Here is an 11,052-nt window from a genome sequence, read left to right on the forward strand (position 1 = left end):
CCCGGGCCTCGTGCCAGCCTGCGCTGGCCGCCTCTTGTTGCGCCTGCGCACGCCCCACACTGGCATCGGCAGCACCCCACAGGTCCAGCTCCCAGGACATTTGTGCCCCCGCGTTCAGGCTGGTCGCGGGGGCTTGCAGATTCGTGGATCGGCCCCGGCTCGCACCGGCCACCAGCGCTGCCTGCGGACCGGCCCCCGAAGCAGCGGCGATGCGGTTGGCCCGCGCCGCAAACACTTGTGCACGGGCCGACGCAATACTTGCGCTCTGGATCTGTGCGCGCTCTATCCAGTCGGTCAGCACCGGGTCGTCAAAGCGTGCCCACCACTGCGCCAGATTCTGGCTGCTGCCCTGGTGCGGCAGCGGCGGCGCATACCAAGCCGCAGGCACGGCGGCCGCCACCTGTGTCGGCGGGCGGGTCACGCTGCACGCGCTCAGCAATGCGGCCATGGCCACGATGGCTATCGTTCTGGTCATGAAACAGGTCCTCTCCTGTGCGGTTATTTATCCGGAGCCCACTCTAATGGTTTCTGTGGTCCGAATATTTCAATCTATTTCAACGACGTATCGGATTGTTGCCAATCGACCTACACCGGATAAAAAAATAGATCAATCGTCTTCCAGCGCGTCCAACTCCGGGAACAACACCTCGGTGAACCCAAAGCGGCTGAAGTCGCGCATGCGCATGGGGTAAAGCACGCCCAGCAGGTGGTCGCACTCGTGCTGCACCACGCGCGCGTGAAATCCATCGGCTTCGCGGTCGATGGGCTGTCCCATGGGGTCAAAACCCTGGTAGCGCACGGTTTGCCAACGCGGCACCACGCCACGCATGCCAGGCACCGAGAGACAGCCCTCCCAGCCCTCCTCTTCCTGCGCCGAAAGCGCTGTGACCACCGGGTTGATCAGCACCGTGGGCGGCACCGGCAAGGCCTGTGGGTAGCGCGGATTGACGGCTCCGCTGCCAAAAATCACCACTTGCAGATCCACGCCGATTTGTGGCGCGGCCAGCCCGGCGCCATTGACCGCCGCCATGGTCTCGCGCATGTCGGCCACCAGTTGGTGCAGTTCCGGGGTGTCGAAGGCGGTGACGGGACGGGCCTGGCGCAACAGCCGTGGGTCGCCCATCTTCAGAATGGTGTGGATGCTCATATCGGGTTTCTGTGGTTGGACAAGGGGCCGCGCGCCAGGGCACTGGATGCAACGGGGAAGGCGCTGAGCCCGGAAAACAGGGCTTGCGGCTGTAAGAACTTGGGCCGGCGGGCGACCAAGAGCGAAACCAACGCCATTGGAGACACCGATGTTCCAGCACCTGCTCCAGCGCTTCAGCCCGAAGTCTATCGCCGACCCACACGCTTCGGTCTACCGCTTGCGCTGGGCCCAAGCCGAAGCGGATCTGCGAGCGGCGCAAAAACTGCGCTTCGCGGTGTTCAACCTGGAAATGCGCGAAGGTTTGAGCACTTCGTACGAAAACGGCCTGGACAGCGACCACTTCGACCCGGTTTGTACCCACTTGCTGGTGGAGCACCTGCCGTCGAAAGCGGTGGTGGGCACCTACCGCATGCAAACCGGTACGCAGGCACTCGCCCACCGTGGCTACTACTGCGAACAGGAATTTGATTTCACCCCGTTCGAGGCGCTGCGCCCACTGGTGCTGGAACTGGGCCGCGCCTGCATCCATGCCGAGCACCGCCATTTCGCTGTTCTGAGCCTGCTCTGGAAAGGCATAGCGCAGCACGCCACCGATACCGGCACGCGCTACCTGCTGGGCTGCAGCTCGCTGACCTCGCAAGACCCCGCGACCGGCTGGCAGGCCTACCAGACCTTGCTGCCCCAACTCGCCCCTGAGGGCTTGCGCACCACGCCGCTGGCCCATTGCGCCTGCGCAGCCGGGCCGGTGCCGATGGGTGCGCCCACCAAGCTGCCCAAATTGTTATCGGCCTATCTGGCTTTGGGTGCTTGGATTTGTGGCCCCCCGGCCATAGACCGGGCGTTCAAGACCATCGACTTTCTGACCCTGATGGACTTGCAGTCGCCGCAGATGGCACAACGCCGCAAGCGCTTCGGTATCGGCTGAGCCTGCTCGTCAAACGCTACGGCTGTTGTGCCACCATGGGCGCCCGCGCATAGCGTGCTGGCGGTTGTCCCACGTGGCGGGCGAATGCAACGCTGAACGCACTGGCGGAGCCGTAACCGACGCGCTCGGCCACTTCGGCAACCCCGCCTTCTCTGCGCCGCAGCAGCCGCTTGGCCGTTGCCATGCGCCAAGCCAGCAAGTACGCCATGGGGGCCACGCCCACGGCACGGCTGAAGCGCTCGAAAAATGTGGAGCGGGACAGAGCCGCCTCTTTCGCGAGTTGTGCAACCGTCCAGGGGTGTTCCAGGCTTTCGTGCATGCGCCGTATCGCGACCGCGAGGCGCTCGTCGGCAAGCCCACGCAAGAGGCCGGGCGCCGCCGCCGTCTCGGCACTGGCGCGCAGCGCTTCGATGAACAGAACCTCGAGCAGGCGCGCCAGGATCACATCGCGGGCGGGCCGCAGCGCTCGGGATTCATCGCCGACGAGTTGCACCAGGGTGGCCAGCCGCTGCTCCCCTCGAACATGCACCAGTTGCGGAAGCAGCGAAACCAGCAAGGCCGCGTCTGGTGAGCCAAAGACGCAGTGGCCCACCAGCAACAAAACGTCGGCTGACCCGTCCTGAACACCGAGCCTGAACTCGCCATGGAGCCGCGCAACGGGCACGGTATCGACGTCGTCGGACGGGGCCGGTTCCAAGCTCGTCATCGCAAAACCATACGCCGATGGGATCAGGACAAAGTCGCCCTGCTGGAGATGGATCGGCTCGTGGCCGTTGACCGCCAGGCAGCAGGTCCCCTCAAGCACCACGCAATAGAACGGCTGCCCGAACTCCGAACGCCGCACACGCCAAGCACCGGCGCCGACGACGACCTTTGAGAACAGTGCCTGGGGCTGGAGGAGCGTGACCACCTCCGCGAGTGGATCGACCATGGCCGGACCTTTTCTAATGAAATATGGACTTTGTATTGTAGTAAGTCCAGACATTGAAAACTAGAGTCTCGGTGTTGTCCATCACTTAAAGGAATGCCATGAAAACCGTCTTGATCACCGGCTGCTCGTCCGGGTTCGGCCTTGAAACCGCTCTGTATTTTTTGAACCGCGATTGGAAGGTCGTTGCCACGATGCGCACGCCACGCGAGGATGTGCTGCCGGCGTCCGAACATCTTCGCGTGCTTGCCCTCGACGTCACCGACGCGATCAGTATCCGGCAGGCGGTGCAGGCCGCAGGGCCGATCGATGTCCTGGTCAACAACGCCGGCATTGGCGTACTGGGTGCTCTGGAAGGCACTTCGATGGCAACCGCCCGCGAGGTTTTCGAGACCAACACCCTGGGCACCATCGCGATGACCCAAGCCTTGCTGCCCCAGTTCAGGCAACGCCAGGCGGGTGTGATCGTGAACGTCACCTCGAGCGTGACCTTGAAGTCGCTGCCGCTGCTATCGGTGTACACAGCGAGCAAGGCTGCGGTCAACGCCTTCACGGAGTCTCTTGCGCTGGAACTGGCGCCCTTCAACGTGAGGGTGAAACTCGTGCTGCCCGGAAGGGCGCCAGAAACCCGTTTTGGTGAAAATGCCCGACCCCGGATGCAAGGTGGCATTCCCGACGCGTACGCCGCCTTTGCACAAGGTGTTTTCGCAGATGTGGGGAAATCGACCGAAGTTACCCACGCGCTCGACGTGGCCGAAGCGGTGTGGCGCGCAGCGAACGACCCTGGCAGCCCAACGCGCATGGCAGCGGGCGCCGACGCTCTGGCATTGACCTAAACCCAAAGCCCTCAGCTCAAAAGCCTCAGGCGCAGACCACCGTGCGCTCAAACGCCACCGTGGCCGGTGCCTTGCCAAAGTCGGGGTCCAGATCGACGCCCGCCGCCTTGCAGTAATGGCCCAGCAGCGCAAAGTGGTGCACCGTGTGGGACGAGAGAAACAAGAGTTCGCGCCCGAGTGTGGTGGGCACCACCACTTCAAACTCACCCGCCGGGCCCGAGCGCAGCCGCGTTTCCAAGGGCAAGTCCAGGCGCCAGTCGGGGTTCTGGGCTTGCGTGGCCATCTCGGCCATCAACTGGCGCAGCGCTTGCAGGGTCGCTTCGCTGCGGCTTTGCACCTCCAGATCGCGCTCGCGCTCGTCGTAATCCACGCAGCGCCTTGCCGCTGGCCGCAACGCCCGCAGCAGCGCCTGGTAGTGCTCGATGATGTGCCGCAAATGCGGCCCTACCGCCCGGGCGTAATCGAAACCGGGCCGGGCCTGCGCTTGCAGGCGTTGCACGGTCTCCATGGCCTGGGTCAACAAGGCGCGGTTGTACTGCCACAGGGCTTGGGTCTGGGTGTTCGGGGTCGGCATGGCGTTCAGTCGGTGGCGGGGTACAAAGGCGTGAGTTCTTTTTCGCGCCGGTGCCAGCGGCGAAATTCCGCCAGACCCAGGGGCTTGAAGCCGCGGTCGCGGTTGGCGCGGCCAATCTGGAACAGCAAGCGGTACTGGCGCATGAGGTCGGTCCAGGCGGTGAAGAGGCTGGTGTTGCGGTCCCAGATGTGCGTGCTTTCGGCGCCGGCGCCATTGGCTTCGACCATGGTGAAGCCGTGCCCGGCCTGCACATCGGCGAAGTCTTCAAAGCGGATGTCGAAGCGACCGAAGTAGAACTCCGGCAGGCTTTGCGCAATGGCGTCGAAGCGCGCTTCCATGGCCGGGGTCACCAGGTTGGTGCCGTTGCGGAAAATGGCGCCACGGCTGTGGCTGCCGGCAAAGGCCAGGCGTATGGCTTCGCCCGCAGCGGGCACGGTGGCGAGCCGTTCGGCGTGTCGGTGCAGATACAGGTGGGGCAGCTTGCCCGCGCGCGGGTCGTCCAGAATCAGCTCGCGCAAAGTGCGCCGACCGTCGCCATGCACATAAGGAAAATATTTCAGCGTGATCGAAATGATGCGGCCTTTGGCCTGGCCCGGGTGGCGGCAATAAAAGATACCGGCCTCGCCTTCGTGCGGCACCAGTTGCTGCAACAGCAGGCGCGCACCGGCGGGAAACGCCCACAAATAGCGCCGCAAGGCCTCGGGCGTGCGAACCAGTTGCACACCGGCGCCACGGCAGCCCAGGTCGGGCTTGGCCACCACGGGCAGCGAAAAACCTGCCTGTTCGATCCGCACCAGCGCATCCCAAGTGAGCTGGTCCAGCGCGGTGTTCGCAGCTGTGTCGTCCGGGTCCAGTGTCGGGCGGTCCACCACCACAAACGGCGCCACCCATTCGGGGGCGTGCTTGACCACCAGATCCAGAATCTCCGCCTTGGATTCGCCAAAAAATCCGCCGCCAGGAAACGAGGGGTTGGCCACGGTGGGCAGCAAGATGCCCCGGTAGCGCAGCATGAGCCAGAGCGCGTACAAAAGCACCGGTGGGTAAAACGCCCACATGGGCCAGAACTCGAAAAAGCTCAGCGGCGCGCCCGCTTGGTCCAGTGGCGGCATACCCTGGTGCGGGCGGGGTTGGCGCACGGCCATGGGTTCGGCGCGGGCGTTCATGAAGCCGCCTTGAGACGCGCCCGCCGGAACCAGCGAAACAGCGGAAAACACAGGGCCAGCGCCGTCACCGGAAAGGCCACCGCGAGCGCAATGGGCACGTTCAGGTGCTCGGCGATCACCGCGCCCAAGGCCGAGCTGAACCAGAACAGGCCCGCCGTCCAGAGTGCGACAGCCAAAAGCACCCAGGCCACAAACGACCACCAAGGCATGCGCAGAAAACCGCAAACGGTGTAGGTGAGCAAACGCAAGCCCGGCACCACGCGGGCCAGCAACACCGCGCCCGGCAACTGCTGGCGCAAGACTTGGGAGGCCGCCAGATCGCGGCCTTCGATGTACCGGCGCCGCAGGCCGGGCACGCGGTTCGCCGCCAGTCCCAGGCCGTACAGCCCGAGGTCGCCCAAGGCAATGCCACCGGCCACCGCCGCAAAGGCCCATTCCCAGGACAAGGCGCCGTGCGTGGCCACCGCCACACCGGCTGCAATGGCCACGTCTTCCAGCAACAAGGTGGTCAAGGCCAATACCAAGCCGATCACCCACGGCTGGGCCATGCCATCGAGCGCGTTCTGCCAGAGCGACCAGAGTTGCTGAAAATCGGCGCTCATGGGCGTGTGTCCTGTGGCGGCTGGGTGGTACACACCGGCCAAGCCTCCATCATGAAAAGGCCCGCCCGCCCGAGCCACCCAAAGCGGCCAAAACACGGTGGCGCAACAACCACAGCATGAGCGCAGCGCTCACCCAGACGCCGCAGGCAAGCCCGAACAACTCACCCCCGTCCAGCGAGCCATCGGCGTTGCGCACCTCAACGCCCAGCGGCGTGAACAGATGGAAGAAGATGGCGCCGCTGATCACCGCCAGCGCCAACACGGCGCCCCCGGCTTGCACCAGCGCCAGGCGCGTCACCAGCCCGACCAGCAACAGCACCGAAGCCGCCAATTCAGCACTGCCGACCACGTACTGGCTGAAGATGCCCGTGTGCGCGAACAGGCCGGGAAAGCCCAGGCTGGCGCCCCATTGGTCCAGCGTGCCGAAGATGTATTGCGTCTCGGGCGAGTCGGTGAACTTGAAGAACAAGGACTGGATGAAAACGAAGGCGATGAACAAGGCCAGCGCCACCGGCAACCATTTTTGAATCGGGTTCTGTTTCATGGCGAGGTCCTCACTTGCCCAGCACTTGCGGCCAGTTCTTGTCCGCCGCCTGTATGAAGCCAGGAATGTCTTTCTCCCACTTGCGCTGCACGTCTTCGTCGTAGTTCAGATACAGCTTCTGGTCCACGATTTTCCAGCGCAGCGGGTCGCCGGAAGCGGTCGATCCCTGGGCCACGGCCCAGGCGCAATACCCGCCGTACTGGGGCGCATACATCTCTGGGTTGGCGCGGAAGCGGTCGCGGTTGGCGGCGCTGGCGAAGCGCCACTGCACGCCCTTGTAGTCCAGGCTGAAGTCCGCGCTGCCCTTGACCGGCTTGTTCTCGGTGAAATAGGCCACCGGGTCGTAACCGCCAACGGCCGTGCGGTTGAAAAGTCCGGTGTACACCGGCGCGTCTGCTGCCCAAGCGGTGTTCGTGCCCAGCAGCAAGACCAGTGAAGCGCCCAACAAAACCCGGCGTTGGTGGTTCGGCATGCCATTCCCCTTGTCGTTGTCTTGGCTGACCGGTCGCCATCGACCGTTCTGGGCATCTGTCGCCAGCGCGGCGGCTTTCTTACACAGCGCTCAAGAAAAGCTGTTGTGCACGCGAAAACCTTGTGCAGCAAGGCCCGGGCGTGCCGCCTCCCGGCCCGGCGTAGCACCGCGCCGGGCTCAGCGCCCTGGGGTGGGCCAGATACGGGTCAGGTGGGCGCCGTGAACGATGCCAGCAAGGCCTGCATGCCCGCTTCGTCGAGCACGGCTACGCCCAGCTCTTGTGCCTTGGCCAGTTTGCTGCCGGCTTCGGCACCGGCCACCAGCCAATCGGTCTTCTTGCTGACCGAACCGGCCACCTTGGCCCCGGCGGCTTCCAGCAAGTCCTTGGCCTGGTCGCGGCTGAGCGTGGGCAAGGTGCCGGTGATGACCAGGGTCTTGCCGGCCAGTGGCTTGGGCGCGCGAGCAGCGGGCTCGCCCTCTTCCCAGCGCAGGCCGCAGGCGCGCAGTTGCTCCACCACTTCGCGGTTGTGCGGCTGGTCGAAAAACGTGCGCAGGCTTTGTGCCACCACCGGGCCGACGTCGTTGACCTCCAGCAGTTGTTCGACCGAAGCGTCCATGATGCGGTCGAGTTGGCCAAAATGCCGCGCCAGATCCTTGGCCGTGGCCTCGCCGACGTGGCGTATGCCCAGGCCGAACAGAAAACGCGGCAGCGTGGTCTGTTTGGATTTTTCCAGTGCATCGACGATGTTTTGCGCCGATTTTTCGGCCATGCGCTCCAGTTGCACCAGCGCCGACAAGCCCAGGCGGTAGAGATCGGGCAAGGTTTTGACCACGCCAGCGTCCACCAGTTGTTCCACCAGCTTGTCGCCCAGACCTTCGACTTCGACCGCGCGTCGTTGCGCAAAATGCAGGATGGCCTGCTTGCGCTGGGCGCTGCAGAAAAGGCCACCGGTGCAGCGGTGGTCGACCTCGCCCTCTTCCCGCACCGCCGTGCTGCCGCACACCGGGCAGTGCGTGGGCATGGTGAAGACAGGTCCCCGTTCGGGCTGAGCCTGTCGAAGCTCCTCCTGGGGGTCACCTTCGACAAGCTCAGGCTGAACGGGCGGCAACAGCACCGAAACCACTTCCGGGATCACGTCGCCCGCACGGCGCACGATCACCGTATCGCCCACGCGCACGTCTTTGCGGCGCGCCTCCATTTCGTTGTGCAAGGTGGCGTTGGTCACCGTCACGCCGCCCACGAACACCGGCGCCAGCTTGGCCACCGGCGTGAGTTTGCCGGTGCGGCCCACTTGCACGTCGATGCCCAGCACCGTGGTGAGCTGCTCCTGCGCCGGGTATTAGTGGGCCACCGCCCAGCGAGGTTCGCGGCTGACAAAACCCAGCTGTTTTTGCAGCGCGAGCGCATTGACCTTGTAGACCACGCCGTCGATGTCGTAGGGCAGCTGGTCGCGGCTGGCGCCGATGCGCTGGTGGAAGGCCACCAGTTCGTCGGCGCCACGGGCCAGCGCGGTTTGCTCGGCCACCGGGAATCCCCAGGCTTTCAGCTGCATCAGCATGGCGTAGTGGGTATCGAAGGCCGGCCCGCCCTGCTCGGGCGGCGTGAGCTCACCCAGGCCATAGGCGAAAAAGCTCAAGGGGCGCTGAGCGGCGATGCCGGAGTCGAGTTGGCGCACGGCCCCAGCGGCGGCGTTGCGCGGGTTGACGAAGGTTTTTTCGCCCTTGGCACCGGCGGCGATCTTGGCGCGCTGCTTGTCGTTGAGCGCTTCGAAGTCGTCGCGCCGCATATAAACCTCGCCGCGCACTTCGAGCACGGGCGGTGCTTCTTGCGGCAAGCGCAAGGGAATCTGCCGGATGGTGCGGATGTTCTGCGTCACGTCCTCACCCGTTTCACCGTCGCCACGGGTGGCCGCCTGCACCAGCAGGCCGTCTTCGTAGCGCAGGCTCATGGCCAGGCCATCGAACTTGAGCTCGGCCACGTAGGCCACCGGCGCATCGGTTTCGCCGAGGCCCAGCGCGCGGCGCACGCGGGTGTCGAAATTGCGCGCACCGGTGGGCTCGGTGTCGGTCTCGGTGTTGATCGACAACATGGGCACGGCGTGCCGCACCGGCGTGAAACCGGCCAGCACCGCGCCGCCCACACGCTGCGTGGGCGAGTCCTGCGTCAGCAGCTCGGGGTGCGCCGCTTCCAGCGCCTGCAATTCGCGAAACAGCCGGTCGTACTCCGCGTCCGGAATGTCCGGCGCGTCCAGCGTGTAGTACTGGTGCGCGTGGTGGGTCAGCTGGGCGCGCAATTCGGCGGCGCGTTCTGCCGGCGAAGGCTCGGAGGTGAAGAGGTCAGGGTTGCTCATGAAGGAAAACCACGCTACGAGAGAAGTGCACCATGCTCAGAACGCTGCGGAACCGGCTTGGCCGGGCCGCCAGCGTTGCCCCCTGAAAGGGGGTGACGCGCTGAAAGCGCGGCGCGGGGGTCAGGAAAAAAGTCTGCGCGCCTGCGGCGAGCCCGCCGACAGGTCGCGGCTGTCCAGCGCGTCGTACAAGCCTTCCAGGTCGGCGCCGATGTGGTCCATGGTCTCGGTCGACAGCGGCTGGCCCGCGTCGTCGGTCACCACACCGTCCATGGCCTGGGCCATGGTGGCGGCGGCCTGGCGCAGGCGCACAAAGGGCTGTTCGCTGCGCGGCACGTGGGTCACCTCGAGCGAGAGCGTGAATTCGCGCAAAGCGCTTTTTTCAGGGTCTTCGGCCATGGCGGCCTGAGAGTCGTAGGACAGGCTGAGGATCGGTGCCTGACCGCTTTGGCTGCCCGAGAGCACCATGCGCCCGGGCAAGGAGCCGGCCACAAAACCGATTTGCGCGGCGTTCTGGGTGACGTAGCCCGGGCTCCAGGCGGCGCGGCGCGCACGCAGGGTAAAGCCAAGCTGGGCGTCGTGTCCGCTGGCAAAAGCATCCAGCTCGCGGGCACGGGCGACTTCGGCGCGCATGTCGGGGAATTCGGGCGCCGCACCGACCGCGTCGGCATAGGCCTGGGCCTTCACCACGTATTCCGAAAACTCGATGTCGTTGAGTGCGCCGGAGCGGTTGGCCAGTTGCACCCCGGCCTGCAGGGCCGAGTAGCGCTGACCCGGGCGTGGACTTTCCCAATCGCCGCTCTCGGCGTTTTCGCCTTCGACCGCAAACGGTTTGCTGCCCACCCGGCGCGTGCCCGGCAGGGCTGCAATCAGGGCATCGCCCGACACCGGGGAGTCCAACAGCAGCGGGGTGATGACGTCGATCAGCGCGTCCAGCCCCGGTTTCTTGTCGGGCGTGTGCACCACGGTGTTCAGCGTCACCGGGACCACGCTGGGCGCGTGTGGCCGCTCTTCGCTGCCACTGGGCAAGGAAACGGCCTCAAAAGCATCGTGCAACACCGGCTCTATGCGTTCGCCCCGGTGTTCCAGCTCGGCCGGGTGCGGCACATCTTCGGCTGTATCGGACGCTGGCGACTGCGCAGCCTCGTCCGCGCTGTGCCGCTCGCGGGGGGTGCGCGGCACGCTGTTGCGGGTGATCCAGGCGTTGTAGGCCACCACACCGGCCAGGACGAGGCCGCCGATGATGGCCAGACTGAGTTGCAGTGTGCTCATAACGAAAGTGCTGCTCGGGTTGGGGCGCGGGCCGGGACGCTCAGGCGGACTCCACCATGCTGGCGGCGGACTCCATGTCCACCGCCACGATACGCGAAACGCCCTGCTCCTGCATGGTCACCCCGATCAATTGTTTGGCCATTTCCATGGCGATCTTGTTGTGGCTGATGAACAGGAACTGGGTGCCCTGCTGGCTCATGTTGGTCACCAGTTTGGCGTAGCGCTCGGTGTTGGCGTCGTC

Annotated in this window: 12 protein-coding genes and 1 pseudogene; 2 read left to right on the top strand and 11 right to left on the bottom strand. The window is 65.3% G+C overall.

What is annotated here, in order from left to right; genetic code table 11:
• Both ABYB95_RS09460 and def read right to left on the bottom strand, forming a co-directional pair.
• Positions 1-475, bottom strand: a 475-nt coding sequence (locus tag ABYB95_RS09460; protein ID WP_372658223.1) for a TolC family protein, incomplete at its 3' end; no start/stop codon positions are given.
• Positions 476-607: 132 nt separating this feature from the next.
• Positions 608-1,147 (bottom strand): peptide deformylase, encoded by a 540-nt coding sequence (gene def / locus ABYB95_RS09465; RefSeq protein ID WP_372658224.1) that lies wholly within the window; start codon positions 1,145-1,147, stop codon positions 608-610.
• A 148-nt stretch (positions 1,148-1,295) separates the two neighbouring features.
• On the opposite strand from def, the gene ABYB95_RS09470 reads away from it, so the two are divergent.
• The gene (locus tag ABYB95_RS09470) at positions 1,296-2,072 is read left to right on the top strand and encodes a GNAT family N-acetyltransferase (RefSeq protein ID WP_372658225.1); all 777 of its coding nucleotides are present in this window, start codon (positions 1,296-1,298) and stop codon (positions 2,070-2,072) included.
• Positions 2,073-2,088: 16 nt separating this feature from the next.
• On the opposite strand, the gene ABYB95_RS09475 is transcribed toward ABYB95_RS09470, so the two are convergent.
• On the bottom strand, positions 2,089-3,003 hold the full coding sequence (locus ABYB95_RS09475; RefSeq protein ID WP_372658226.1) for an AraC family transcriptional regulator: 915 nt from the start codon (positions 3,001-3,003) through the stop codon (positions 2,089-2,091).
• Between the two features lie 98 nt (positions 3,004-3,101).
• On the opposite strand from ABYB95_RS09475, the gene ABYB95_RS09480 reads away from it, so the two are divergent.
• Positions 3,102-3,836 carry an SDR family oxidoreductase gene (locus ABYB95_RS09480; protein ID WP_372658227.1) on the top strand — a complete coding sequence of 245 codons (735 nt, stop codon included), beginning with the start codon at positions 3,102-3,104 and terminating at the stop codon, positions 3,834-3,836.
• A gap of 25 nt (positions 3,837-3,861) precedes the next feature.
• Here ABYB95_RS09480 and ABYB95_RS09485 read toward each other — a convergent pair whose 3' ends face one another.
• From ABYB95_RS09485 to ABYB95_RS09520, 8 genes and pseudogenes are all read right to left on the bottom strand, one after another.
• Complete coding sequence (locus ABYB95_RS09485; RefSeq protein ID WP_372658228.1) at positions 3,862-4,410, bottom strand: hypothetical protein; 549 nt, start codon at positions 4,408-4,410, stop codon at positions 3,862-3,864.
• 5 nt (positions 4,411-4,415) lie between these two features.
• Positions 4,416-5,573, bottom strand: a complete 1,158-nt coding sequence (locus ABYB95_RS09490; RefSeq protein ID WP_372658229.1) for a hypothetical protein — start codon at positions 5,571-5,573, stop codon at positions 4,416-4,418.
• On the bottom strand, positions 5,570-6,175 hold the full coding sequence (locus ABYB95_RS09495; RefSeq protein WP_372658230.1) for a DedA family protein: 606 nt from the start codon (positions 6,173-6,175) through the stop codon (positions 5,570-5,572). Before ABYB95_RS09495 ends, ABYB95_RS09490 begins: the two co-directional genes overlap by 4 nt.
• A gap of 49 nt (positions 6,176-6,224) precedes the next feature.
• Positions 6,225-6,719: a DoxX family membrane protein gene (locus ABYB95_RS09500; RefSeq protein WP_372658231.1), complete on the bottom strand. Its 495-nt coding sequence runs from the start codon at positions 6,717-6,719 to the stop codon at positions 6,225-6,227.
• A gap of 10 nt (positions 6,720-6,729) precedes the next feature.
• Positions 6,730-7,191, bottom strand: a complete 462-nt coding sequence (locus tag ABYB95_RS09505) for a YHS domain-containing (seleno)protein (protein WP_372658232.1) — start codon at positions 7,189-7,191, stop codon at positions 6,730-6,732.
• Between the two features lie 206 nt (positions 7,192-7,397).
• Positions 7,398-9,542 (bottom strand): annotated as a pseudogene (gene ligA / locus ABYB95_RS09510) (NAD-dependent DNA ligase LigA).
• A 120-nt stretch (positions 9,543-9,662) separates the two neighbouring features.
• On the bottom strand, positions 9,663-10,811 hold the full coding sequence (locus tag ABYB95_RS09515) for a cell division protein ZipA C-terminal FtsZ-binding domain-containing protein (RefSeq protein ID WP_372658234.1): 1,149 nt from the start codon (positions 10,809-10,811) through the stop codon (positions 9,663-9,665).
• Positions 10,812-10,851: 40 nt separating this feature from the next.
• Positions 10,852-11,052 (bottom strand): hypothetical protein (locus ABYB95_RS09520; protein WP_372658235.1); only part of this gene is annotated, 201 nt, incomplete at its 5' end.

It is taken from the genome of Hydrogenophaga sp. (assembly GCF_041633695.1).
Lineage (GTDB): Bacteria > Pseudomonadota > Gammaproteobacteria > Burkholderiales > Burkholderiaceae_C > Hydrogenophaga.

Bases quoted from the DNA above. Each gene is read 5' to 3' on its own strand.
- def (WP_372658224.1), bottom strand. From the start codon at position 1,147: ATGAGCATCCACACCATTCTGAAGATGGGCGACCCACGGCTGTTGCGC.
- ABYB95_RS09470 (WP_372658225.1), top strand. From the start codon at position 1,296: ATGTTCCAGCACCTGCTCCAGCGCTTCAGCCCGAAGTCTATCGCCGAC.
- ABYB95_RS09475 (WP_372658226.1), bottom strand. From the start codon at position 3,003: ATGGTCGATCCACTCGCGGAGGTGGTCACGCTCCTCCAGCCCCAGGCA.
- ABYB95_RS09480 (WP_372658227.1), top strand. From the start codon at position 3,102: ATGAAAACCGTCTTGATCACCGGCTGCTCGTCCGGGTTCGGCCTTGAA.
- ABYB95_RS09485 (WP_372658228.1), bottom strand. From the start codon at position 4,410: ATGCCGACCCCGAACACCCAGACCCAAGCCCTGTGGCAGTACAACCGC.
- ABYB95_RS09490 (WP_372658229.1), bottom strand. From the start codon at position 5,573: ATGAACGCCCGCGCCGAACCCATGGCCGTGCGCCAACCCCGCCCGCAC.
- ABYB95_RS09495 (WP_372658230.1), bottom strand. From the start codon at position 6,175: ATGAGCGCCGATTTTCAGCAACTCTGGTCGCTCTGGCAGAACGCGCTC.
- ABYB95_RS09500 (WP_372658231.1), bottom strand. From the start codon at position 6,719: ATGAAACAGAACCCGATTCAAAAATGGTTGCCGGTGGCGCTGGCCTTG.
- ABYB95_RS09505 (WP_372658232.1), bottom strand. From the start codon at position 7,191: ATGCCGAACCACCAACGCCGGGTTTTGTTGGGCGCTTCACTGGTCTTG.
- ABYB95_RS09515 (WP_372658234.1), bottom strand. From the start codon at position 10,811: ATGAGCACACTGCAACTCAGTCTGGCCATCATCGGCGGCCTCGTCCTG.